Below are 23,493 nucleotides of genomic sequence, written 5' to 3' on the forward strand. Positions count from 1 at the left end.
TCAGGTTGAAGGTTTTACCCTAGCGCGCCGGGCCAGGAACGCAAATGCCGGAATGTAACGTCGTCTTACGCATCGGCGGCGGGTTATTGACGCGCTGCCGCAGCGGGTATACCTTGATGCTATGAATATATCGATGCACTCCACCCACAATCAGTCATGGTGGCGCCTCTTCTGAGGCGGCACGAGTATTCACATCTCTTTTTAATGCCGCCGGTTTGGCGGCATTATTTTTTGTGGCGTTGATCCGGCGGTCTACAGACCTTCAGGAGCACTGTCATGAGCTACACCATTCTTACCGGCGATCGCGCCACCGGCCCACTGCATTTAGGGCACTTCGTCGGCTCGCTGCGCCAGCGCGTGGAACTGCAGCACCAGCATAACCAAACGGTGATGGTGGCGGATTTGCAGGGCCTGACCGACAACGGCAACAATCCGCAAAAAATCAGCACCAACGTGCTCAACGTAGTGGCTGACTATCTGGCGGTCGGCATCGATCCGCACAAGACCACCATTTGCCTGCAGTCGGCGCTGCCGGCGTTGGCCGAGCTGACGATGTACTACCTCAATCTGGTCAGCGTGGCGCGGCTGGAACGCAACCCGACGGTGAAAAGTGAAATCGCCGAGAAGGATTTCGCCCGCAGCCTGCCGGCCGGCTTTTTGATCTATCCGGTCAGCCAGGCGGCGGACATCACCGCCTTTGGCGCCACCCACGTGCCGGTCGGCGAGGATCAGTTGCCGATGCTGGAGCAAACCAACGAGATCGTGCGGCGCTTCAACCACATCGTCGGCCAACCGGTGCTGACGGAGTGCCAGCCGCTGTTGAGCAACGTCGGGCGTCTGCCGGGGCTGGATGGGCAGGGCAAGATGTCGAAATCGCGCGGCAACGCCATCCCGCTTGGCGCCGGCGCCGACGAGGTGCACAAGGCGGTGATGAGCATGTTCACCGATCCCGGTCATCTCAACGTCAGCGATCCCGGCCGGGTGGAGGGCAACATGGTGTTCACCTATCTGGACGCCTTCTGCGAAGACGCCGCGCTGCTGGCGGAGCTGAAGGCGCACTACCGGCGCGGCGGATTGGGGGACGTGAAAATCAAACGGCTGCTGGAGGATTGCCTGCAGAGCCTGCTCGAGCCGATCCGCACCCGCCGCGCCGAATTCATCGCCGATAAAGGCGAGCTGACGCGCATCCTGCAGCATGGCACCCGCCGCGCGCATCAGGTCAGCCGGCAGACGCTGCAGCAGGTCAAGGCGGCGCTGGGGCTGGACTTCTTTAGCCTGGAATGATGCGCACGCCGGGGCGGCACGCGTCACGCCCCGGCCATAAAACCATCATCCCACTGTCATAAACTTATTCGTTAATAGGTGCCCATAATGATTAGCCACTGAAACCAGAGAAATCATATGGCTCAGGCACTGTTAAAATTGGCGCAGCACGAGTTCCCAGGGCAGCACGCCGCCGCATCCCGCAAAGTGTTATCGGTAAAGGGACTCGGCAAGGCCTACAAAGCGCAGCAGCGCGTGCTGGATGACATCAATTTCGATCTGCACGCCGGCGAGTTCGTGGCGGTGATCGGCCGTTCCGGCGCGGGCAAGTCCACGCTGTTGCACACCCTCAACGGCACCATTCCTTCCAGCTGCGGCGAGATGCTGCACTTCGAAGACGATGGCGTGGCGCAGGATATCGCCCAGCTTGCCGGCCGCCAGATGCGCCAGTGGCGCGCGCGCTGCGGCATGATCTTCCAGGACTTCTGCCTGGTGCCGCGGCTGGACGTGATGACCAACGTGCTGCTGGGGCGCCTGAGCCACACCTCCACCCTGAAATCCTTCTTCAAACTGTTCGATGACGCCGACCGCGCTCGCGCCATCGAGCTGTTGCAGTGGCTCAACATGCTGCCGCACGCGCTGCAGCGCGCCGAGCACCTCTCCGGCGGCCAGATGCAGCGCGTCGCCATCTGCCGCGCGCTGATGCAAAATCCGCAAATCCTGCTGGCCGATGAGCCGGTGGCGTCGCTCGATCCGAAAAACACCCGCCGCATCATGGACGCGCTGCAGAAAATCAGCGAAGACGGCATCGCGGTGATGGTGAACCTGCACTCGGTCGAACTGGTGAAAGAGTATTGCTCGCGGGTGATCGGCATCGCCCACGGGAAGATCGTGTTTGACGGGCATCCTTCGCAACTGAACGAGCGGATCCTGCACCAGCTGTATGGCGAAGAAGCCAATCAGATCCATTGAAGCACTTTTGACCTTTACCCTTTACACACAAGGCACACCTAATGAAAAAAGTATTGAGTCTGACCACCCTGATGGCCGGCGCGATGATGGTATTTAATGCTGCCGCAGCGGATACGCCGAAAGAGCTGAACCTGGGCATTCTCGGCGGCCAGAACGCCACCCAGCAGATCGGCGATAACCAGTGCGTGAAGCAGTTCCTGGATAAAGAGTTGAACGTCGATACCAAGCTGCGCAACTCGTCCGACTATTCCGGCGTGATCCAGGGCCTGCTGGGCGGCAAGATTGACCTGGTGCTGAGCATGTCGCCGTCGTCGTTCGCCTCGGTCTACATCAAGGATCCGAAAGCGGTGGACATCGTCGGCATCGCGGTCGACGACGTCGACCAGTCGCGCGGCTACCATTCGGTGGTGGTGGTGAAGGCCGGCAGCCCATACCAGAAACTGGAAGACCTGAAGGGCAAGGCCATCGGCTTCGCCGATCCGGACTCCACCTCCGGCTTCCTGATCCCGAACCAGGCGTTTAAAAAGCTGTTCGGCGGCACGGTCGACAACAAATACAACAACACCTTCTCCAGCGTCACCTTCTCCGGCGGCCACGAGCAGGACATCCTCGGCGTGCTGAACGGCCAGTTTGAAGGCGCGGTGACCTGGGCGTCGATGATCGGCGACTACAACACCGGCTACACCAGCGGCGCGTTCACCCGCATGATCCGCATGGATCACCCGGACCTGATGAAACAGATCCGCATCATCTGGCAGTCGCCGCTGATCCCGAACGGCCCGATCCTGGTGAGCAACTCGCTGCCGGCCGACTTTAAGGCCAAAGTGGTCACCGCCATCAAGAAGCTGGATAAAGACGATCACGCGTGCTTTATCAAAGCGATGGGCGGCAAACAGCACATCGGCGACACCACCCTGGCGGAATACCAGACCATCATCGATATGAAGCGCGAGCTGACCAAAGGCGACCGTTGATTCCCGGCTGCCTCGGCCGCCCGAATGAAGGGGTTCAGCATGCTGAACCCCTTGTTCCATAACGATGGAAGACCTGTTTTGAATACCGATTTCGCACACTATTACCAACGGATCCGCAGCAAGCAAAAGCGCGAAGCGCTGCTGTGGTCGCTCGGGCTGGTGGTGCTGTACCTGGGCGCCGGCAACCTCGCCGAGTTCAACCTGCACACCGTCTGGGTGTCTATTCCGCACTTCTTCGACTATCTGGCCGAAACCGTGCCGACGCTGCACTGGCACCTGCTGTTCGCCGACGGGCGCACCGAAGGCTCGCTGGCCTATTGGGGCTATCGCCTGAACATCCAGTTGCCGCTGATCTGGGAGACCCTGCAGCTGGCGCTGGCGGCGACCATTTTTTCGGTGCTGGTGGCGACCGTGCTGGCGTTCCTGGCGGCCGGCAACACCTATACTCCGGCCTCGGTGCGGCTGGCGATCCGCACGCTGGTGGCGTTTCTGCGCACCATGCCGGAGCTGGCGTGGGCGGTGATGTTCGTGATGGCGTTCGGCATCGGCGCCATTCCCGGCTTCCTGGCGCTGGCGCTGCACACCATCGGCAGCCTGACCAAGCTGTTCTACGAATCGATCGAAACCGCCTCCAACAAACCGGTGCGCGGGCTGGCGGCCTGCGGCGCCACGCCGCTGCAGCGCATGCGCTTTGGCCTGTGGCCGCAGGTGAAGCCGGTGTTTCTCTCCTACAGCTTCATGCGGCTGGAGATCAACTTTCGCCAGTCGACCATTTTGGGGCTGGTGGGGGCGGGCGGCATCGGCCAGGAGCTGATGACCAACATTAAACTCGACCGCTACGATCAGGTCAGCATGACGCTGCTGCTGATCATCGTGGTGGTTTCCGTGCTCGACTATGTGTCGGGCGAGCTGCGCAAGCGCGTGGTGGAGGGGGCAAAATGACAGCGGGCACTCCGGCGTCGGCGGAAACGCTGCGCCAGCTAAAACAGCAGCATCCGGCGATCTTCGCGCAGCAGGGGCGTTACCTGCGCACCGTCGGCCTGATCGCCTTGGCGATCGTGCTGTACTACGTGTTCTTCTTCCTGGTCTTCGGCATTAGTTGGCCGCAGTTTATCAACGGCTGCCAGCAGCTGGGGCGCTATTTCCTGCGCATGTTCGTCTGGCATGACTTCGCCAACTGGCCGTTCATGTACTACTTCCAGCAGATTGGCATCACCATCGCCATCGTGTTTGCCGGCACCATCACCGCGTCGCTGATCGCGCTGCCGCTGTCGTTCTTCGCCGCGCGCAACGTGATGTCGACGCCGTTGCTGCGGCCAATTTCGGTGCTGGTGCGCCGCTTGCTGGACGTGCTGCGCGGTATCGATATGGCGATCTGGGGGCTGATCTTCGTGCGCGCCGTCGGCATGGGGCCGCTGGCCGGGGTGTTGGCTATCGTGATGCAGGATGTCGGGCTGCTGGGCAAACTGTACGCCGAAGGGCACGAGGCGGTGGACAAGTCCCCGAGCCGCGGCCTGACGGCGGTGGGCGCCAACGGGTTGCAGAAGCACCGCTACGGCATCTTCACCCAGTCGTTCCCCACCTTCCTGGCGCTCAGCCTGTACCAGATCGAATCCAACACCCGCTCTGCGGCGGTGCTGGGTTTCGTCGGTGCCGGCGGCATCGGCCTGGTGTACGCGGAGAACATGCGGCTGTGGAACTGGGACGTGGTGATGTTCATCACCCTGATCCTGGTGGTGGTGGTGATGATCATGGACAAGGTCTCGTCGCTGCTGCGCAACAAGTACATCATCGGCGAAGACATCCCGCTGTATCAGCAAAAAAGCCAAATCGATTGAGAAACCCCTTGCCGATCCCTATACTGCCGCACATTCAAGGTGTGCGGCCATACCCGTCATACTTGGAGCTGCCTCTTTGTTGGCTGCATTTGCGCGCCCCGGTCACATAGTTAACTATGCTCCGGGGGCTTACAAATTTGCCGCCGCGATGCAACTCCAATTATTTTGGGTATGGGGCATTTTTTTACAATGCGCACGTCCCCGTTAGACAAATAAGGCAATGCAATCCCATGATGAACAACGACGTGCTGCGCAGCGTGCGCTATATGCTGAGCATTAACAACGCCAAAATGGTCGAGATTATCAAACTGGACGATTTCGAGGTGGCGGTGTCGGCGATGGACGCTTACGTGATCAAAGAAGGCGAGCCGGGCTACGAGAAGTGCCCGGACGAAGTGATGGCGCACTTCCTCAACGGCCTGGTGTTCTTCAAACGCGGCAAGGACGACAAGTTCCCGGCGCCGGCGGTTGAGCTGCCAATCACCAACAACCTGGTGCTGAAAAAGCTGCGCGTGGCGTTCGAGCTGAAAGACACCGACATGCACCAGATTTTCACCGCGGTGGATTTCCGCATCTCCAAGCCGGAGCTGAGCGCGCTGTTCCGCAAAGAGGGCACCAAGAACTACCGCCCGTGCGGCGATCAGATGCTGCGCTACTTCCTCAAAGGGCTGGCGCAGCGCGTTCGCGGCGAGTAACGCGCAGCGTTCATCGAACATCAGGCGCAATCGCAAGGTTGCGCCTTTTTTATTATCTTTCTCCCGCCCGCCGTTGTTGTACTGGCCCTCAGCCATCCGTCATCGATGGAGGGCGTGCCGCCTATCCGGTTACTTTTTCATGGTCAATTCAATCACCCAAACCATGAGGAAAGCAGGATGCCAACCATCACGAAAACCCAATCACTTTACACGTTGACCCGGCCTGTCTGGCTGGATGCGGCAGGCATGAGCAAAGGCATCGATCACGATCGCCAGCACCTGGGCATCATTCTCGCCGCCGGGCAGGTGCTGCGAGTGCGCCAGACCAACGCGGCGTTTACCGGCAAGCTCACGCTGCGCTTGCTGAATGACGACAGCAAAACGGAGGCGGAATTCAGCGTTGGCGCGAGCTGGGTCGAGGCCCAGGTCAATGCCGTCTCGGTGCCGTTCATCGATACGCCGTATGGGCAGGGCGAGCCGGTGCTGGAGTTCGAGTACCCGGACACGGCGAAAGCGCTGCCGGTTTATCGCCGTGGCGAAAACGAAGCCGCGTTCTTTGCCCGCTGGGACGATCGGGACGCCGAGTTTGCCCTGGTCGATGCGGAGTACGCAGTGTTGCTGGTGCCGAAAATCAGTAAACCGGCGCTGAAGTCGCTGGGCGACGCGAAAAACATCGACGGGCTGATCGCCTACTACGATCGCATTTTCACTTTCTACAATGCGCTGACCGGCGTCTCGTTCGAGGCTGAACACGAATCCGATCGCAATATTCGCAACCGCTACTTTATGAAGGCCGATAAGCATGGCGCCGGCGCCGCGTATTACGGCGGCCGCTGGACGGCGGAAACCAGCAACTCGGTCAGCAGCTTCTGGCTGACGCCGAAAGACAGCAACTGGGGCAGCCTGCATGAGATCGCGCACGGCTATCAGGGGCACTTTATGGGCGACAAATATTTCTCCACCGGTGAAATGTGGAACAATATTTATGCCGCTTGCTATCAGGACGTGATGCTGGGGGAACGCAAGTACCAGGAGGGGTGGCTGTATAACTACGGCAACGCGGCCGGCGTCGAGAAGAAAATCATCGATCTGATCGCTCAGGGCACGCCGCTCAACCAGTGGGATCTGCGCTCCAAGCTGTTCTTCGCGATGCTGATGGTCGACAAGGCAGGCAAGAACGCCTTCACGCACTTTAATCAGCAATATCGTCAAAGCTGCAACACGCCGGGCTTCGTGCCGTCGGAACATGCCTTGCTGGATCTGCTGTCGGCAAGCTTCGCCGCGGCCGGTGAGCAGATCGACGTGACGCCGTTCGTCGAGCTGACCGGCGGCGTGATCACCCAAGCGCAGCGCGATCGCAACGCGTTCAGCCACGCCAAGGCGGTGTATCCGCTGTATCAACTGGTGGACGCGCAGAGTCTGCCGGCGGTGCAGGCGCAGCTGAAGCTGGATTCCTCGCTGCGGCTGGTCGACTCCTGCCAGCTCAAGGCCAGCGGGCTGAAAGGCGACGTCACCCTGAGTCTGGATATCGATGACTTTGCGCAGATCTACGGTGAAGACCTGATCCTGATGGAAGGGGCGCGCTATGCCCACAAAGTCCGTATCGACACGCCGACCTTGGCGCTGACCGCGCTGCCGGTCGGCGTGTATACCTTGCGGTTGCCGACCGGTAAAGATCGTAAATATCGGCCGACGGCGGAATACCTGACGGTGAAACAGGGGAAAAACGCGGTGACGCTTCGCTTTGAGCGCAAAGCCGCTTCGCCGATCGTTTCTCAGGAGATCAATCTGTTGGGCCTGAGCGATGCGGTCTTTGCCACCGTGGTCGTCGATCGCGCCAAAGGAGCGGTGGTGGTTGACGTGACCAGCACCACGCCGCACGCCTACTTCCCGGGTGAAACCTATGCACGGGTGACGCTGCGCGATCGGCAGGGCGCGGTGCGCTTCAGCAAGGAGATTCAGGGCACTCAGGCTACCTTAAGTCATGACGAGCTGCCGTTTGCCGAGGGCGATGACATCGAGATTTACCATGTGGAGCCGAGTCGGGTGCGCCTGAATCCGGCGGCGACCGGGGTTATCGATAATAAAAACAAAACCAACGTGCTGCGTATCGAAAAAAGCGGGCTGAAAAACCCGGCGCTGTCCGGCGATCCTGAACAAGCGCTGCTGGCGCGCCTGGAACAGGCGGCGCAGCGTTTGCGCCATCTGCTGCCGGCTTACTATGCGCCATCATCGTCGTTCAAAGATGATATTTATCTGGCGATCGGCGCCTTTGCCGAGCCGCAGCGCGAGTCACTGTTGGCGACCTATCGGGATTGCCTGCCGGCCGACAATACGCCGCCGGGTGCCAACGTCGGCAATGCGTTTACCGTGGCTGCCAAAGGGATCGGCGATCGCCAGTTCCTGACCGGCGCCATCGATCTGGTGAAGAAAACCGTTACTGTCACGCTGGCGGCGGGGATTGCTCACCACTACTTTGCCGACAGCTACGCCTTCCTCAGCGTGACGGATGCGGACGGCAATGTCTTGCTCAGTTACGACGTCATCGGCAGCCAGAATCAACCGGCCAAAACCTGGGTGTTGCCGCTGTCGGGTTACGGCGGTGAAGTGATTCAACTGCGGCATGAAGAGCCGGACAACCGCTTGGCGATCGTCAACGAAATGCAGCACCTGCGGCTGACGGAGAAGGGCAAGCAACAGACCTACTGCATTACGCCGGTCGGTTTGAAACGCATCAACGACTGATCCCCATCGGCCTGCGGGGCGGCGAGTGTCGCCGCCCCGTTTTTTCCTCTGCGTCATCCCGCCATTGCACTCTTTTTGTTCTTCCGCTGCGCACCGCTGGTGCAGCCCGTTTCCCGCCGCTGTCATAAGTTTTAATTATAATTTATTGAAATCATGAGATTAAAAATTGGCACGACGGTTGCTCTGTTGGATCCCATCTTGTGTACCAGATGGAATTCAGCCGATGAGCGAACCTGTTGAAGCGTGCGGTTTTACCCTCAGTGAATGGCAGCACCATTATCAAACCCGTCCGGCGGGCGAGCGCCTTGCCTGCGTCAGTGCGACGATCGAAACGCTGGTCGCCGGCCTGAACCCGGACGATAACGCCTGGCTGTATCTCGCCACGTCGGCGCAGCGCGAGCAGCAGTATCGGCAGCTGGCGCAGAGGCTCGAAGCGGTCGCCGGCGATCTCAGCCGCCTGCCGCTGTTCGGCGTGCCCTTTGCCATCAAAGACAATATCGACGTCGGCGGCTGGCCGACCAGCGCCGCCTGCCCGGCGTTCACCTATCAGGCCGCGGCGGACGCCACCGTGGTCGCCCACCTGCGCGCCGCCGGGGCGATCGCCCTCGGTAAAACCAACCTCGACCAGTTCGCTACCGGGTTGGTGGGCACCCGCTCACCTTATGGCGCGGTGGTCAACAGCTTCGACAGCCGCTACGTCAGCGGCGGTTCCAGTTCCGGCTCCGCTTCGGTGGTGGCGCGCGGCCTGGTGCCGTTCGCGCTGGGCACCGATACCGCCGGTTCGGGGCGCGTGCCCGCCGGGTTCAACAACATCGTCGGGCTGAAGCCGACCAAAGGGCGGTTGTCCAATCGCGGCGTGGTGCCGGCCTGCCGGTTGAACGACACCGTTTCGATCTTCGCGCTGACGGTGGCCGATGCCGCGCAGGTGGCGGAGCTGGCGAGCGGCTTTGACGCGGCAGATCCGTATTCCCGCGCCGATCCGCATACCGCGCCGGCGGATATCCCCGCCGCGCCGCGTTTCGCCGTTCCCGCCCAGCTGGAGTTTTTCGGCGACGTGCAGGCCGAGCGGGCGTTTCACCGAGCGCTGGCGCAGCTGCAGGCGGGCGGCGCCACGCTGGAACCCCTCGATTTCGCGCCGTTTCGCACCCTGGCGGAACAGCTGTATTACGGCCCCTGGGTAGCGGAGCGCACGGTAGCCATTGAGCAGGTGCTGGAAGCGAACCCGCAGGCTATCGATCCGGTGGTGCGCGGCATCGTTGGTAACGGCCTCGGCTACAGCGCCTGCGACGCCTACAAGGCGGAATACCTGCGCGCCGAGCTGGCGCGGCAGATCGCCCAGCGGCTGGCGCCGTTCGACGCGCTGGTGGTGCCGACCGCGCCCACTATCCGCACCCTGGCGGAGATGGCGCAGGAACCGGTGCTGTTCAATTCGCAGTTCGGCACTTACACCAATTTCACCAACCTGGCCGATCTGAGCGCGCTGGCGCTGCCGGGACCGCTGCGCGAAGACGGTCTGCCGGCGGGCATCACCCTGATTGCGCCCGCCTGGCATGACCGGGCGCTGGCGGCGTTTGGCCTGCGCTGGCAACGGCAAAGCGCCTTGCCGCTCGGCGCTATCGGCCGGGCATTGCCGCCGCAGCCGGCGCCGGCCCCGTCTTCGGGACACGTGCGTCTGGCGGTAGTAGGCGCTCACCTTAGCGGCATGCCGCTCAACGCCCAGCTGACGCAGCGCGACGCGGTGTGGGTAGAGCAAACCGTCACCGCCCCCTGTTATCGCCTCTACGCGCTGGCCGATACCGATCCGCCGAAGCCGGGGCTGGCGCGCGCGGCGCAGGGGGCGGCGATCCGCGTAGAGCTGTGGGACATCCCGCTGGCCCGTTTTGGCGAGTTTGTGGCGGAAATCCCGGCGCCATTGGGCATCGGCACGCTGCTGCTGGCGGACGGCCGGCGGGTGAAGGGGTTTATCTGCGAAGCCTGGGCGCTGGAAGGCGCCACGGATATCACTGAGTTTGGCGGCTGGCGCGACTATCTCGTCAGCATTAAGGGGGCATGAACATGTTTACTACCGTACTGATCGCTAACCGCGGCGAAATCGCCTGCCGCGCCATTCGCACCCTGAAACGCCTGGGCGTCACCAGCGTGGCGGTTTATTCCGACGCCGACCGCAATGCGCCGCACGTCACCGAGGCCGACAGGGCGGTGGCGCTCGGCGGCGACAAGGCCGCCGACAGTTACCTGCGCATCGACAAGATCCTCGCGGCCGCGGCGGCCACCGGCGCGCAGGCGATCTACCCCGGATACGGCTTTTTGTCCGAGAGCGCCGAGTTTGCCGAGGCCTGCGAGGCGGCGGGCATTGCCTTTATCGGCCCGACGGCGGCGCAGATGCGCGAGTTCGGCCTCAAGCACCGGGCGCGCGAGCTGGCGGCGTTGGCCGGGGTGCCGATGACGCCGGGCACCGGCTTGCTGGAGAGCGTTGAGCAGGCGGTCGCCGCCGCCGCGCGCATCGGCTACCCGGTGATGCTGAAAAGCACCGCCGGTGGTGGCGGCATCGGCCTGACGCGCTGTGACGACGAGGCGGCGCTGCGCGACGCGTACGACAGCGTCAAACGGCTGGGGGAGCAGTTCTTCCGCGACGCCGGCGCCTTTATCGAACGCTTCGTCGATCGGGCGCGCCACGTCGAGGTGCAGATTTTCGGCGATGGCCAGGGGCAGGTGGCGGCGCTCGGCGAGCGCGACTGTTCACTGCAGCGCCGCAACCAAAAGGTGGTGGAGGAAACCCCGGCGCCGCATCTGCCGGCGGCGACCCGCCAGGCGCTGCATCGGGCGGCGGTGGCGCTGGGCGAGTCGGTGAATTACCGCAGCGCCGGCACGGTGGAGTTCATTTACGACGCCGCGCGCGACGAGTTTTATTTCCTGGAAGTGAACACCCGCTTACAGGTCGAGCACCCGGTTACCGAAATGGTCACTGGCCTGGATCTGATCGCATGCATGCTGCAGGTGGCGGCGGGCGACGCGCTGGATTGGGCGGCGTTGCGCCGCGCACCGCAGGGCGCGGCGATCGAGGTGCGCCTCTATGCCGAAGATCCGCTGAAAAACTTCCAGCCCAGCCCCGGCGTGCTGACCGAGGTGCATTTCCCTGACGACGTGCGCCTCGACGGCTGGGTGGCGATCGGCAGCGAAGTTTCGGCGTTTTACGACCCGATGATCGCCAAGCTGATCGTGCACGGCGCCGATCGGGCGCAGGCGCTGGAAAAACTGCGCGTGGCGCTGGCGGCGACCCGTTTGCACGGCATCGCCACCAACCTCGACTATCTGCGGCAGGTGATCGCCACGCCGCAATTTCAGCGCGGCGACGTCTGGACGCGCCTGCTGGACGATTTGCGTTTCCAGCCGCACTGCCTCGAAGTGCTGCAACCCGGCACCTACAGCAGCGTGCAGGATTATCCCGGCCGCCTCGGCTATTGGGACATCGGCGTGCCGCCGTCCGGCCCGATGGACGACTTCGCGTTTCGGCTGGCCAACCGCATCGTCGGCAACCATCCGGCGGCGGCCGGGCTGGAGTTTACCCTGCAGGGGCCGACGCTGCGCTTTCACTGCGACGCCACCATCGCGCTGACGGGCGCCAGCTGCCCGGCCGATCTGGACGGCGAGGCGGTTGCGTATTGGCGGCCGATTACGGTGCGGGCCGGGCAGGTGCTGACGCTGGGGCGCGCTACGCACGGCTGCCGTACCTATCTGGCGGTGCGTAACGGCTTCGACGTGCCGGTATATCTCGGCAGCCGCTCTACCTTCGCGCTCGGGCAGTTCGGCGGCCACGCCGGGCGCACCTTGCGCGTGGCGGACATGCTGGCGATCGCCCAACCGGCGCTGGCGGCCAGCACCACGCCGGCACCGATCGCCGCGCCGCAGGCGATGGACGACAGCCTGATCCCGCACTACGGCGATCAATGGCACATCGGCGTGCTGTACGGGCCGCACGGCGCGCCGGACTTTTTCACCGCCGAATCGATAGAGGCCTTCTTCGCCACCGACTGGCAGGTGCATTACAACTCCAACCGCCTCGGCGTGCGCCTGGCGGGGCCGAAGCCCGAGTGGGCGCGGGAGGACGGCGGCGAAGCCGGTTTGCACCCTTCCAACGTGCACGACTGCGAGTACGCCATCGGCGCGATCAACTTCACCGGCGACTTCCCGGTGATCCTGACCCGCGATGGGCCGAGCCTCGGCGGCTTCGTCTGCCCGGTGACCATTGCCAAGGCCGAACTGTGGAAAGTGGGGCAGGTGAAGCCGGGCGACCGCATCCGTTTCCATCCGATCGGCTTCCGGCAGGCGCAGTCGCTGGAGCAGGCGCAGCTCGGCAGCATCGAAGCGCTGGCGGCGGTGAAGGCCATCACCCTGCCGCCGCCGGATCTGGCCCCGGCGGAGACCGTTTCCGCCGCGGTGCTGGCAGCGCTGCCGGCGGCGGAGGGGCGCCCGGCGGTGGCGTATCGCCAGGCGGGGGACGGCTACATCCTGATGGAGTACGGCGACAACGTGCTCGATCTGGCGCTGCGCCTGCGCATTCATCTGCTGATGCAGTCGCTGCGTGAGGAGGCGATACCGGGCGTGGCGGAGCTGTCTCCGGGCGTGCGTTCGCTGCAGATCCGCTACGACAGCCGGCAGATTAGCCAGGCCGACCTGCTGCAGCGCCTGCTGGCGCGCGAACGGGCGCTGGGGGACGTCAGCCGCCTGAAGGTGCCGACGCGCACCGTGTGGCTGCCGATGGCGTTCGAGGATTCGGCCACGCTGGGGGCGGTGGATCGCTATCAGCAGACGGTGCGCGCCTCGGCGCCCTGGCTGCCGAACAACGTCGATTTCATTCAGCGCATCAACGGCCTGAGCCGACGCGAGCAGGTGCGCGACATTCTGTTCGACGCCAGCTACCTGATCCTCGGGCTGGGGGACGTGTACCTCGGCGCGCCCTGCGCGGTGCCGCTCGATCCGCGCCATCGCCTGCTGAGCTCCAAATACAACCCGGCGCGCACCCATACCGCCGAAGGGACGGTCGGCATCGGCGGCATGTACATGTGCATCTACGGCATGGACTCGCCGGGCGGTTACCAGCTGGTGGGGCGCACGCTGCCGATCTGGAACAAATTCCTCAAAAACCCGCAGTTCACCGCCGGTGAGCCCTGGCTGCTGCGCTTTTTCGATCAGGTGCGCTTCTACCCGGTCAGCGAGCAAGAGTTGGACGAGCAGCGCGAAGCGTTCCGCGAAGGGCGCATGCAGGTGCGCATCGACGAGAGCGAGTTCGACTTCGCCGCCTACACCCGTTTCCTGGCCGACAACGCCGGGGCGATCGCCGACTTCCAGCATCGCCAGCAGCAGGCGTTCAGCGCCGAAGTGGCGCGCTGGCGCAGCGATGACGACGAGGCCGAGGCGCAGCTGTTGCCGCCGGAGGAAGAAGACGCCATCGACGGCGATCTGGTCAGCGCCGATCTGAATGGCAGCGTGTGGAAGATCCTGGTGGAACCGGGGCAGGCGGTGGCGGCCGGGCAGCCGCTGATCGTGGTCGAGGCGATGAAAATGGAGCTGGCGGTCACCGCGCCGCGCGCCGGGATCGTTAAGCGCATCAGCTGCCGGCAGGGGCGGCCGGTCGGGCCGGGCGACGCCCTGCTGTGGCTGGAAAAGGCGGTCTGAACGGAGAAGCGATGATGCAAATCACCAACGGAGAGCACAAGGCGCGCCCGGAGGGGCTGGCGGAGCGCATTTATCTGCAGCTCAAGGCCGACATTTTCGAGTTTCGCCTGCTGCCGGGCGATCGCTTCAGCGAAAGCGAGGTGGCGCAGCGCATGGCGGCCAGCCGCACGCCGGTGCGCCAGGCGCTGTTTCGGCTGGAGCGCGAAGGCTATGTCGAGGTGCTGTTTCGCAGCGGCTGGCAGGTGCGGCCGTTCGATTTCGCCTACTTCGAAGAGCTGTACGACCTGCGCATCGTGCTGGAACAAGAGGCGGTGAAACGGCTGTGCGAACGCCCGGCCGGGGAAACGCCAGGCGCGCTGGCGGCGCTGAGCCGTTTTTGGGCCGAAGCGCCGCACCTGGCGGACGGCAAGGCGGTGTCGCAGCACGATGAGCAGTTTCATCAGGCGTTAGTGGCCGCGGCGGGCAACGGCGAAATGGCGCGCATTCACCGCGAACTGACCGAAAAAATCCGCATCATTCGCCGGCTGGATTTCACCCAGCAGGCGCGGGTGGACGCCACCTACCGCGAACACGCCGCCATTTTGCAGGCGATCCTGCAGCGGCAAAGCGGGGCGGCGCAAACGCTGCTCGGCGAGCATATCGCCGTCAGCAAGGCAGAGGTACGAAAAATAACGCTGCACATGTTGCACCAGGCGCGGGCTCAGCAGCCTGTGCGCTCGGCGTAACGATTTTGATTTCACACACATCAGGAGTTTGAACTATGCAACGTCGTCGTTTTATCAAAGCTTTTGCGCTGTCCGCCGCCGCGATCGGCATGGGCCTGGCCTGGAGCGCGCAGGCCGCCGACACCATCAAGGTCGGTATTCTGAGTTCGCTCTCCGGCACCATGGCGATTTCCGAGACGCCGCTGAAGGATGTGGCGCTGATGACCATCGACGAGATCAACGCCAAAGGCGGGGTGCTCGGCAAAAAGCTGGAGCCGGTGGTGGTGGATCCGGCCTCCAACTGGCCGCTGTTCGCCGAAAAGGCGCGCCAGCTGCTGAGCCAGGACAAGGTGGCGGCGGTGTTCGGCTGCTGGACTTCGGTGTCGCGCAAGTCGGTGCTGCCGGTGTTTGAGGAGCTGAACGGACTGTTGTTCTATCCGGTGCAATACGAAGGTGAAGAGATGTCGCCAAATGTGTTCTACACCGGCGCGGCGCCGAACCAGCAGGCGATCCCGGCGGTGGAATACCTGCTGAGCGAGGACGGCGGCGGCGCCAAGCGCTTCTTCCTGTTGGGCACCGATTACGTCTATCCGCGCACCACCAACAAGATCCTACGCGCCTTCCTGCACAGCAAAGGCGTGCAGGACAAGGATATCGAAGAGGTCTATACGCCGTTCGGCTACAGCGATTACCAGACCATCGTCGCCAACATCAAGAAGTTCGCCGCCGGCGGCAACACCGCGGTGATCTCCACCATCAACGGCGATTCCAACGTGCCGTTCTACAAAGAACTCGCCAACCAGGGCGTCAAGGCCACCGACGTGCCGGTGATCGCCTTCTCGGTCGGCGAGGAAGAGCTGCGCGGCATCGACACCAAACCGCTGGTGGGCAACCTGGCGGCCTGGAACTACTTCGAATCGCTGGATAACCCGACCAATAAACAGTTTGTCAGCCAGTGGAAAGCCTACGCCAAGGCGCACAATCTGCCGAATTACGCCACCGCGGTGACCAACGATCCGATGGAAGCCACTTACGTCGGCCTGCACATGTGGGCGCAGGCGGTGGAAAAGGCCGGCACCACCGACGTCGATAAGGTGCGCGCGGCGATGGCCGGGCAAACCTTCGCCGCGCCGTCGGGCTTCACGCTGACCATGGACAAAACCAACCACCACCTGCACAAACCGGTGATGATCGGCGAGATCGAGAGCAACGGCCAGTTCAACGTGGTGTGGCAGACCGAAGCGCCGGTGCGTGCGCAGCCGTGGAGCCCGTATATCGCCGGCAACGACAAAAAACCGGATTACCCGGTGAAAGGCGGCAAGTAACGTCACTCAGCGCCGGCGCGGCTCGACGCGCGCCGGCCCAACAGAAGAGGCAACTGATGCAATCTCCGTTTTTATCCTCTCTGCGCGCCGGGCTGTGGCTATTGTGCGCCTGGCCCCTGCTGGCGCAGGCCGGGCCGGCCGATGAGTTCGCGGCGGCCACTCGCGCGCAGCAGGCCAAACTGCTGCAGGCGTGGGCGGCCGAGCCGGATCCTGCGCGTCTGCCGTTGCTGCAGGGGCTGCAGCAGGAAACCGTGGCGATCGACGAGGCGAAACGCGCCTTTATCCGCCAGGGCGACCGCTATCTGCCGCTTGAAGGTGAGGCGGCCCCGGTTGGCGAGCCGAAGAAGGTGTGGCTGAACAACCGGCTGCGCATTCTGATCGCCAACGCGTTGTCGGCGCAGCGGTTGGTCAGTGCGGACGCGGCGGTGCGGCTGCAGGCGGCGACCGCGCTGCAGCGCGAGGCGCAGGGCGAGCAGTTGCCGCTGTTGACCCGGCGGCTGGCGCAGGAGCAAGACCCGCAGGTACGCGACGCGCTGAGCATTGCGCTGGCGAACCTGCAATTGGCCGACGCCAGCCCGCAGGTGCGCTTCAATGCGGTGCGGCTGCTGGGGGAATCGGGCGAGCCGGAAACCCGCGCGCGGCTGCAAGCCTTGACCGACGCGGCCAATGAGCCGGACGCCGCGGTGCGCGCCGAGGCGCAGCGCAGCCTGCAGCGCGTGCAGCATCGCCTGATGATCGGCGATCTGCTCGGCCAGGCGTTCAGCGGCCTGTCGCTCGGTTCGATCCTGCTGCTGGCGGCGCTTGGTCTGGCGATCACCTACGGCCTGCTCGGCGTCATCAATATGGCGCACGGCGAAATGCTGATGCTCGGCGCCTATTCGGCCTATCTGGTGCAGGGGCTGTTTCAACAGTTTGCGCCGCAGTGGCTGGCGCTCTATCCGTTGGCGGCGCTGCCGGTGGCGTTCGCCATCACCGCCGGGATCGGCATGGCGCTGGAACGCACGGTGATCCGCCACCTGTACGGCCGGCCGCTGGAAACCCTGCTGGCCACCTGGGGCATCAGTCTGGTGCTGATCCAGCTGGTGCGGGTGCTGTTCGGCGCGCAGAACGTCGAGGTCGCCAACCCGGCGTGGCTGTCGGGCGGCGTGCAGCTGTTGCCGAACCTGGTGTTGCCGTGGAACCGCATCGCGGTGATCGCGTTCGTGCTGCTGGTGCTGGCGTTGACCTGGCTGTTGCTGAACAAGACCCGGCTCGGCATGAACGTGCGCGCGGTGACGCAAAACCGCGCGATGGCCGCCTGCTGCGGCGTGCCCACCGGGCGGGTGGACATGCTGGCCTTCGGGCTGGGTTCCGGCATCGCCGGGCTCGGCGGGGTGGCGCTGTCGCAGTTGGGCAACGTCGGGCCGGAGCTGGGGCAAGGTTACATCATCGATTCGTTCCTGGTGGTGGTGCTCGGCGGCGTCGGCCAACTGGCGGGGACGGTGGCGGCGGCTTTCGGCCTCGGCATCGTCAATAAGATCCTCGAACCGCAGATCGGCGCCGTGTTGGGCAAGATCCTGATCCTGGTGCTGATCGTTCTGTTTATTCAAAAGCGTCCGCAGGGGCTGTTCGCCCTCAAGGGCAGGGTGATTGACTGATGAGCCAACCATTGACCGTAACCGGCGTGCAGAAAGCGCCCCGGCTGGCGTTGAGCATCGGCGCGCTGGCGTTGCTGGCGCTGTTGGTGATGCCGTTCTTGACGCTGTTGCCGGCGGATCATCCGCTGGCGGTGTCCACCTATACCCTGACGCTGGCGGGCAAGATCCTGTGCTACGCGGTGGTGGCGGTGGCGCTCGATCTGGTGTGGGGCTATGCCGGGCTGCTGTCGCTCGGCCACGGGCTATTCTTCGCGCTCGGCGGCTACGCCATGGGCATGTACCTGATGCGGCAGGCGGCGGGCGACGGGCTGCCGGCATTTATGGCGTTCCTCTCCTGGAATGAGCTGCCGTGGTTCTGGAGCGGCACCCAGCATTTCGCCTGGGCGCTGTGCCTGATCGTGCTGGTGCCGGGCCTGCTGGCCTTCCTGTTCGGCTACTTCGCCTTCCGCTCGAAAATCAAAGGGGTGTATTTCTCGATCATGACCCAGGCGCTGACCTATGCCGGCATGCTGCTGTTCTTTCGCAACGAGACCGGCTTCGGCGGCAATAACGGCTTTACCGGTTTCACCACGCTGCTCGGCTTTCCCATCACCGCCGCCGGCACGCGGGTGGCGCTGTTCCTGGCGACGGTGCTGCTGCTGGCCGCCAGCCTGGCCATCGGCTTTGCCCTGGCGCGCAGCAAATTCGGCCGGGTGCTGACCGCGGTGCGCGATGCGGAAAACCGCCTGACCTTCTGCGGCTACGACCCGAAGGGCTTCAAGCTGTTCGTCTGGACGCTGTCGGCGGTGCTGTGCGGGCTGGCCGGCGCGCTCTATGTGCCGCAGGTCGGCATCATCAACCCCGGCGAAATGTCGCCGACCAACTCGATCGAGGCCGCCATCTGGGTGGCGCTCGGCGGGCGCGGCACGCTGGTGGGGCCGCTGCTCGGCGCCGGCATCGTCAACGGCGCCAAGAGCTGGTTCACCATGGCCATTCCCGAATACTGGCAGTTCTTCCTCGGCCTGATGTTTATCGTCGTCACGCTGTTTCTGCCCAAAGGAGTGATCGGCCTGCTGCGGCGGAGGAAAACCTCATGAAGGCGATGCAAGTGACCGACGAACTGTTTACCCATCCGCTGCCGGCGGACAAATACCGGCAGCAAACCGATCCGGTGCTGCAGCTCGACAACGTCAACGTCAGCTTCGACGGTTTTCGCGCGCTGACCGATCTGTCGCTGCGCATCGGCGTCGGCGAACTGCGCTGCGTGATTGGCCCCAACGGCGCCGGCAAGACCACGCTGATGGATGTGATCACCGGCAAAACCCGGCCGGACAGCGGCAGGGTGTTTTACGACCAGACCGTCGATCTGACTCGGCTGGCGCCGATGCAGATCGCCCACGCCGGCATTGGCCGCAAGTTTCAAAAACCGACGGTGTTCGAGGCGCTGACGGTGTTCGAAAATCTGGAGATCGCCCAGAAAACCCGCAAGTCGGTGTGGGCCTGCCTGCGCGCTCGCCTGAGCAGCGAGCAGCGCGACCGCATCGACGAGATGCTGAAGACCCTGCGGCTGGGGCATGAGCGCCACCGGCCCGCCGGGTTGCTGTCCCACGGGCAGAAACAGTTTCTCGAGATCGGCATGCTGCTGGTGCAGGAACCGCACCTGCTGCTGCTCGACGAGCCGGCGGCCGGCATGACCGACGCCGAAACCGACTACACCGCCGAACTGTTCCGCGAGCTGGCGGGCAAGCATTCGCTGATGGTGGTGGAGCACGACATGGGGTTTGTGGAAACCATTGCCGATCGCGTGACGGTGCTGCATCAGGGACAGGTGCTGGCGGAAGGATCGCTGGCGCAGGTGCAGGCCGATGAACGGGTGATTGAGGTATATCTGGGGCGCTGAGGAGGCGTAATCATGCTGCAGGTAGAGGAATTGAATCAGTTTTACGGCGGGAGCCACATTTTGCGCGGCCTGTCGTTCGAGGCGCGCATCGGCGAGGTGACCTGCCTGCTGGGGCGCAACGGCGTGGGCAAGACCACGTTGCTGAAATGCCTGATGGGGCTGATCCCGGCGCGCAGCGGCAGCGTCCGTTGGCAGGGCGAAGCCATCACCGGTAAAAAGCCGCATCAGCGGGTGCAGGCGGGCATCGCCTATGTGCCGCAGGGGCGGGAAATCTTCCCGCGTCTGACGGTGGAGGAAAATCTGCTGATGGGGCTGGCGCGCTTTTCCGGCGCCGACGCGCGCGCGGTGCCGGATCCGATCTATGACCTGTTTCCGGTGCTGCGGCAGATGAAGGATCGGCGCGGCGGCGATCTCTCCGGCGGGCAGCAACAGCAGCTGGCGATCGGCCGGGCGCTGGCCTGCCGGCCGCAGCTGTTGATTCTCGACGAACCGACGGAAGGGATCCAGCCTTCGGTGATCAAGGAGATCGGCGCAGTGGTCAAACAGCTGGCGGCGCGCGGCGATATGGCGATCCTGCTGGTGGAGCAGTTCTATGACTTCGCCGCCGATCTGGCGGACAGCTATCTGGTGATGTCGCGCGGCAGCATCGTGCAGCGCGGCGCCGGCAGCAATATGGAACAGGACGGCGTACGCGCGCTGGTGGCGATTTGAACGAAAAAATGGGAGCCGCATGTCTGAAAGTCGTGCCGTTGTTTTTCCTTGCTGATGTTATGGATTAATCTAAAAGGCGTTCTTTATTAATCCCTTGCCATGGATAGCTAACATCATCATGAATGAAATCACTGTGTCACGCCTCGGTTGCATCGTCCTGTCCCTGTTTCCGGCCCTGTGGGGGTTGTTCAGTCTGTTGAACAATACGGCGGATTTCGCCGGCACCGCGCGCAATGCGGTGGGGCCGCTGCTCGCCATGCAGGATACTTATCAAACGCCGGGGCTGATGTGGCGCGCGATCCGCGCCGACTGGGCCTGCATGTTGGGGTTGGCGGTCATCACCGCGCTGGAAACGCTGGCCGGCCTATTCGCGGCGGCGGGCGTGGCGCTGATGATCGGGCGATTGAAAGGCTCTTACGCCGCCTTCGCCAAGGGCAAAGCCTGGGCGATGTTGGGGGCGCTTTGCGCGATCGCGGTGTGGGGCGTCGGCTTTATGGTGGTCGCCGGCGACTGGTTTATGGCCTGGCAGGCCAAGAAGGATCCGTTGGCGGTGCAGCTGGGGGCGCTGATCTATCTGGCGCCCAATGCGTTTGCCTTGCTGTTCCTGATGCTGCAGCGGGAGCCGCGTTAACGAAGGCGGAGCGGGGCGCGGTTACAGCGCCTTGCTCATATACCAGATGCCTATCGAGCCCTGGGCGCTGGTGTAGCAGGTCTCGCCACACATGCTCAATCCCTGGCGCTGATAAAAACGTTGGGCGCCGGTGTTGCGTTGCAGCACCTCCAGCCACAGCGTCTTCTGCTGGCGCTCGATGGCCCGCTGCTGCACCTGTTCGAACAGGCGCTGGCCATAGCCGTTGCCGGCATGGCCCGGCAGGAAATAGATTTTCTGCAGCTCTGCGCCGATTTGTTCGGTTGGTGCCAGCAGGCTGTCGAAGTTCACCCGCGCATAGCCGACCAGGGCGTCATCCTCATAGGCCAACAGCCAGCACACGTCCGGCTGGCGCAGCGTCTGGTCCAGCGCGGAGACGGAAAAATCCTCCGCCAGAAAGGCCTCCAGCTCGTGCGGGTAGCGCCACAGCTCACCAAAGTGGGCGCGATAGGTGCGGATGCCGATATCGCGCACCAGGGTTAAATCTTCCAGCAATGCCTGACGGACGGTGAACATGAGTGCCCCTTTGAGTAAGAAAAATTACAGCCGTTGTTCCAGATGCCGGTGGGGCACCATCGCCTGATGCAGAATGGCAAGAACGGTGATGCCGGCAGGGCGGCTGCGGTAATAGATCCTATGGCTGGCGTAAGGAAAACTGCGTATCTCTTCGCCCAGATCGTGAAAGTGGGCCTTACCCGCTTCCGGCATATCCGCCAGATGATGCATGACCTCTCTCAACTGCTCAAGATAGCGGCGAGATTGCGCTTGGCCCCAGTGCTCGACGGTGAAATGGCGAATAGCCAGCAGATCTTGTTGCGCCTGCGGGGTGAGGCGAAACGCGGGCATCTCAGTCGGTTTCATCGGTGAGCAGACGGTTGAAGAAGGCATCGCCGTCTACCGCCTTACCGGCGTCTTCCTCGGCGGTAGCCTGCGCGATTTTTTGCTGCAGCGCGCGTAATTTGAGATCTTCCAGCGCCTGGTAGTCTTCTACCGACATGACGACGGCGACCGGTTTGCCGTTGCGATTGATTTGCACCGGTTCACGCTGCGCTTTGAGCAGCAAATCGCCGAATTGGGTTTTGGCCTCGTTCGCGGTGAGTGCGTACATTTAATCGCTCCAGTTAATTAAATCGTTCGATTCAATCATTATACGGCGCGATGAAAAAATCACCAATGTTATTCCGGCGGGCAGGTTTCGTTGGACAGATGCCGCGGCGTTTCGCGGCGAAAGCCCAGGCCGATGATGCGGCCGAACAGGCGAGGCAGCCAGCGGCTGTTGCCGACGCGGGCGATCAGGCGTGAGCCGCCCGCCGCGCGGCGCTGACCCGGCTTACGCTGACTCATTTTGATCTGCAAAAACTGGATGGCTCGGGTGGGAAATTCGCGCCGGCGCTGCACGCTCAGCAGATGCTTCAGCTGCAGCCGATGCTGGCGCAGCGGCGGGATCAGGGCGTTGGCGGCGGCCACCGCGTCCTGAATCGCCAGGTTGACGCCCACGCCGCCGATCGGCGACATGGCGTGCGCGGCGTCGCCGATGCACAGCACGCCCGGTTTGGCCCAGCGATCCAGACGATCGATGCGAATGCTCAGCAGTTTTACCTGATCCCACTCGAGGATCTCCTGCAGGCGATCGTCCTGGAATGGCGCCACCTCGGCGAGGTGCAGCAAAAATTTCTCCAGCCCGCTGCGGCGGATCGCGTCGAAGCTGCCTTTGTCGATCGAATAGCCGCACTGCCAGTAGTCGCCGCGATCGATCATGATGAAGTTTTGCTTCGGCCCGGTGTGGCCCATCGACCAGGCCGGATCGCCCGGCTGCTTGCTGAGCTTCATCCACAAGACGTCGCGCGGGGCGCCGAAGGAGCGGCTGCTGAGCGCCGCCTGCTCGCGCACCACCGAGTTGCGGCCGTCGGTGCCGATCACCAGCCGGCTGCGCACGCGGATCGGGCCCTCCGGCGCGTCGGCCAGCACGCCGCATACCTGGCCGCGGTCATACAGCAGCTTATGAACCTGCGTCGAGGTGAGCAGCCTGAAATGGGGGAAGGCGGCGGCCTGCTGCGCCAAAAAGTTGAGAAACTCCCACTGCGGCATAAAGGCGATAAATTTGCAGCGCGTCGGCAGGCGGCTGAAATCCGCCAGTTTGATGTCGCGGCCGGCGACTTCGGCATGCAGGGATTCCGCGCGTTGGTGCGGCAACGTCAGCAGTTCGTCGAGCAGGCCCAACTGATGCATGACTTCCAGCGTCGACGGGTGAATGGTGTCACCGCGAAAATCACGCAGAAAGTCGGCGTGCTTCTCCAGCACCGTCACGTCGATCCCCGCCCGCGCCAGCAGATAGCCGAGCATCAGCCCGGCGGGGCCGCCCCCCACGATGCAGCAGGTGGTGGCGTAAGGTGTGATCGGTGATGACGGCATGGTGGTTGACCCC

At 63.5% G+C, this 23,493-nt stretch carries 20 protein-coding genes; 16 read left to right on the forward strand and 4 right to left on the reverse strand.

Going from position 1 to position 23,493, the window contains the following annotated elements; genetic code table 11:
* Positions 1-276 precede the first annotated feature (276 nt).
* The 16 genes from trpS to AC2CGI_RS07975 all read left to right on the forward strand — a co-directional run bounded on the left by trpS (position 277) and on the right by AC2CGI_RS07975 (position 21,050).
* The gene (gene trpS, locus AC2CGI_RS07900; RefSeq protein ID WP_076740444.1) at positions 277-1,284 is read left to right on the forward strand and encodes a tryptophan--tRNA ligase; all 1,008 of its coding nucleotides are present in this window, start codon (positions 277-279) and stop codon (positions 1,282-1,284) included.
* Positions 1,285-1,401: 117 nt separating this feature from the next.
* Positions 1,402-2,235, forward strand: coding sequence for a phosphonate ABC transporter ATP-binding protein (gene phnC / locus AC2CGI_RS07905; protein WP_004939485.1), 834 nt, complete (start codon positions 1,402-1,404; stop codon positions 2,233-2,235).
* A 41-nt stretch (positions 2,236-2,276) separates the two neighbouring features.
* Positions 2,277-3,209 (forward strand): phosphonate ABC transporter substrate-binding protein, encoded by a 933-nt coding sequence (gene phnD, locus AC2CGI_RS07910; protein WP_076740442.1) that lies wholly within the window; start codon positions 2,277-2,279, stop codon positions 3,207-3,209.
* A 78-nt stretch (positions 3,210-3,287) separates the two neighbouring features.
* On the forward strand, positions 3,288-4,151 hold the full coding sequence (phnE, locus tag AC2CGI_RS07915) for a phosphonate ABC transporter, permease protein PhnE (RefSeq protein WP_021503954.1): 864 nt from the start codon (positions 3,288-3,290) through the stop codon (positions 4,149-4,151).
* Positions 4,148-5,047, forward strand: coding sequence for a phosphonate ABC transporter, permease protein PhnE (gene phnE, locus AC2CGI_RS07920; protein WP_033633798.1), 900 nt, complete (start codon positions 4,148-4,150; stop codon positions 5,045-5,047). Before phnE (AC2CGI_RS07915) ends, phnE (AC2CGI_RS07920) begins: the two co-directional genes overlap by 4 nt.
* Positions 5,048-5,277: 230 nt before the next feature.
* Positions 5,278-5,742 (forward strand): YehS family protein, encoded by a 465-nt coding sequence (locus tag AC2CGI_RS07925; protein ID WP_004939471.1) that lies wholly within the window; start codon positions 5,278-5,280, stop codon positions 5,740-5,742.
* Between the two features lie 177 nt (positions 5,743-5,919).
* The gene (locus AC2CGI_RS07930) at positions 5,920-8,487 is read left to right on the forward strand and encodes a putative mucin/carbohydrate-binding domain-containing protein (RefSeq protein ID WP_015377096.1); all 2,568 of its coding nucleotides are present in this window, start codon (positions 5,920-5,922) and stop codon (positions 8,485-8,487) included.
* Between the two features lie 223 nt (positions 8,488-8,710).
* The gene (gene atzF, locus AC2CGI_RS07935) at positions 8,711-10,540 is read left to right on the forward strand and encodes an allophanate hydrolase (protein WP_075684830.1); all 1,830 of its coding nucleotides are present in this window, start codon (positions 8,711-8,713) and stop codon (positions 10,538-10,540) included.
* Between the two features lie 2 nt (positions 10,541-10,542).
* Complete coding sequence (uca, locus tag AC2CGI_RS07940) at positions 10,543-14,163, forward strand: urea carboxylase (protein WP_075684838.1); 3,621 nt, start codon at positions 10,543-10,545, stop codon at positions 14,161-14,163.
* A 14-nt stretch (positions 14,164-14,177) separates the two neighbouring features.
* A complete protein-coding gene (locus AC2CGI_RS07945; RefSeq protein WP_075684839.1) occupies positions 14,178-14,888 on the forward strand; it encodes a GntR family transcriptional regulator in 711 nt (236 codons plus the stop codon).
* Positions 14,889-14,923: 35 nt separating this feature from the next.
* Complete coding sequence (urtA, locus tag AC2CGI_RS07950) at positions 14,924-16,192, forward strand: urea ABC transporter substrate-binding protein (protein WP_015377100.1); 1,269 nt, start codon at positions 14,924-14,926, stop codon at positions 16,190-16,192.
* Between the two features lie 56 nt (positions 16,193-16,248).
* Positions 16,249-17,829, forward strand: coding sequence for an urea ABC transporter permease subunit UrtB (gene urtB, locus AC2CGI_RS07955; RefSeq protein WP_004939455.1), 1,581 nt, complete (start codon positions 16,249-16,251; stop codon positions 17,827-17,829).
* On the forward strand, positions 17,829-18,905 hold the full coding sequence (gene urtC, locus AC2CGI_RS07960) for an urea ABC transporter permease subunit UrtC (protein ID WP_031299706.1): 1,077 nt from the start codon (positions 17,829-17,831) through the stop codon (positions 18,903-18,905). The genes urtB and urtC overlap by 1 nt, the downstream gene beginning before the upstream one ends.
* Positions 18,902-19,708 (forward strand): urea ABC transporter ATP-binding protein UrtD, encoded by an 807-nt coding sequence (urtD, locus tag AC2CGI_RS07965; RefSeq protein ID WP_015377102.1) that lies wholly within the window; start codon positions 18,902-18,904, stop codon positions 19,706-19,708. The genes urtC and urtD overlap by 4 nt, the downstream gene beginning before the upstream one ends.
* Positions 19,709-19,720: 12 nt before the next feature.
* On the forward strand, positions 19,721-20,419 hold the full coding sequence (urtE, locus tag AC2CGI_RS07970) for an urea ABC transporter ATP-binding subunit UrtE (protein WP_021503947.1): 699 nt from the start codon (positions 19,721-19,723) through the stop codon (positions 20,417-20,419).
* 118 nt (positions 20,420-20,537) lie between these two features.
* Complete coding sequence (locus tag AC2CGI_RS07975) at positions 20,538-21,050, forward strand: DUF2165 family protein (RefSeq protein ID WP_076740441.1); 513 nt, start codon at positions 20,538-20,540, stop codon at positions 21,048-21,050.
* Positions 21,051-21,071: 21 nt separating this feature from the next.
* Here AC2CGI_RS07975 and AC2CGI_RS07980 read toward each other — a convergent pair whose 3' ends face one another.
* The 4 genes from AC2CGI_RS07980 to AC2CGI_RS07995 form a co-directional block, all read right to left on the reverse strand.
* Positions 21,072-21,584: a GNAT family N-acetyltransferase gene (locus AC2CGI_RS07980; RefSeq protein ID WP_015377104.1), complete on the reverse strand. Its 513-nt coding sequence runs from the start codon at positions 21,582-21,584 to the stop codon at positions 21,072-21,074.
* 24 nt (positions 21,585-21,608) lie between these two features.
* Positions 21,609-21,956: a type II toxin-antitoxin system RelE/ParE family toxin gene (locus tag AC2CGI_RS07985; protein WP_015377105.1), complete on the reverse strand. Its 348-nt coding sequence runs from the start codon at positions 21,954-21,956 to the stop codon at positions 21,609-21,611.
* Positions 21,916-22,176 (reverse strand): type II toxin-antitoxin system Phd/YefM family antitoxin, encoded by a 261-nt coding sequence (locus AC2CGI_RS07990; RefSeq protein ID WP_015377106.1) that lies wholly within the window; start codon positions 22,174-22,176, stop codon positions 21,916-21,918. The genes AC2CGI_RS07985 and AC2CGI_RS07990 overlap by 41 nt, the downstream gene beginning before the upstream one ends.
* Before the next feature lie 68 nt (positions 22,177-22,244).
* Positions 22,245-23,480 carry an FAD-dependent oxidoreductase gene (locus AC2CGI_RS07995; RefSeq protein ID WP_015377107.1) on the reverse strand — a complete coding sequence of 412 codons (1,236 nt, stop codon included), beginning with the start codon at positions 23,478-23,480 and terminating at the stop codon, positions 22,245-22,247.
* Positions 23,481-23,493 lie beyond the last annotated feature (13 nt).

The sequence above is a fragment of the Serratia sp. LSHTC3 genome, assembly GCF_057197125.1.

Excerpts from the sequence above, each read along its gene's own strand:
- trpS (WP_076740444.1), top strand. The coding sequence starts at position 277 with ATGAGCTACACCATTCTTACCGGCGATCGCGCCACCGGCCCACTGCAT.
- phnC (WP_004939485.1), top strand. The coding sequence starts at position 1,402 with ATGGCTCAGGCACTGTTAAAATTGGCGCAGCACGAGTTCCCAGGGCAG.
- phnD (WP_076740442.1), top strand. The coding sequence starts at position 2,277 with ATGAAAAAAGTATTGAGTCTGACCACCCTGATGGCCGGCGCGATGATG.
- phnE (WP_033633798.1), top strand. The coding sequence starts at position 4,148 with ATGACAGCGGGCACTCCGGCGTCGGCGGAAACGCTGCGCCAGCTAAAA.
- AC2CGI_RS07925 (WP_004939471.1), top strand. The coding sequence starts at position 5,278 with ATGATGAACAACGACGTGCTGCGCAGCGTGCGCTATATGCTGAGCATT.
- AC2CGI_RS07930 (WP_015377096.1), top strand. The coding sequence starts at position 5,920 with ATGCCAACCATCACGAAAACCCAATCACTTTACACGTTGACCCGGCCT.
- atzF (WP_075684830.1), top strand. The coding sequence starts at position 8,711 with ATGAGCGAACCTGTTGAAGCGTGCGGTTTTACCCTCAGTGAATGGCAG.
- uca (WP_075684838.1), top strand. The coding sequence starts at position 10,543 with ATGTTTACTACCGTACTGATCGCTAACCGCGGCGAAATCGCCTGCCGC.
- AC2CGI_RS07945 (WP_075684839.1), top strand. The coding sequence starts at position 14,178 with ATGCAAATCACCAACGGAGAGCACAAGGCGCGCCCGGAGGGGCTGGCG.
- urtA (WP_015377100.1), top strand. The coding sequence starts at position 14,924 with ATGCAACGTCGTCGTTTTATCAAAGCTTTTGCGCTGTCCGCCGCCGCG.
- urtB (WP_004939455.1), top strand. The coding sequence starts at position 16,249 with ATGCAATCTCCGTTTTTATCCTCTCTGCGCGCCGGGCTGTGGCTATTG.
- urtC (WP_031299706.1), top strand. The coding sequence starts at position 17,829 with ATGAGCCAACCATTGACCGTAACCGGCGTGCAGAAAGCGCCCCGGCTG.
- urtD (WP_015377102.1), top strand. The coding sequence starts at position 18,902 with ATGAAGGCGATGCAAGTGACCGACGAACTGTTTACCCATCCGCTGCCG.
- urtE (WP_021503947.1), top strand. The coding sequence starts at position 19,721 with ATGCTGCAGGTAGAGGAATTGAATCAGTTTTACGGCGGGAGCCACATT.
- AC2CGI_RS07975 (WP_076740441.1), top strand. The coding sequence starts at position 20,538 with ATGAATGAAATCACTGTGTCACGCCTCGGTTGCATCGTCCTGTCCCTG.
- AC2CGI_RS07980 (WP_015377104.1), bottom strand. The coding sequence starts at position 21,584 with ATGTTCACCGTCCGTCAGGCATTGCTGGAAGATTTAACCCTGGTGCGC.
- AC2CGI_RS07985 (WP_015377105.1), bottom strand. The coding sequence starts at position 21,956 with ATGCCTTCTTCAACCGTCTGCTCACCGATGAAACCGACTGAGATGCCC.
- AC2CGI_RS07990 (WP_015377106.1), bottom strand. The coding sequence starts at position 22,176 with ATGTACGCACTCACCGCGAACGAGGCCAAAACCCAATTCGGCGATTTG.
- AC2CGI_RS07995 (WP_015377107.1), bottom strand. The coding sequence starts at position 23,480 with ATGCCGTCATCACCGATCACACCTTACGCCACCACCTGCTGCATCGTG.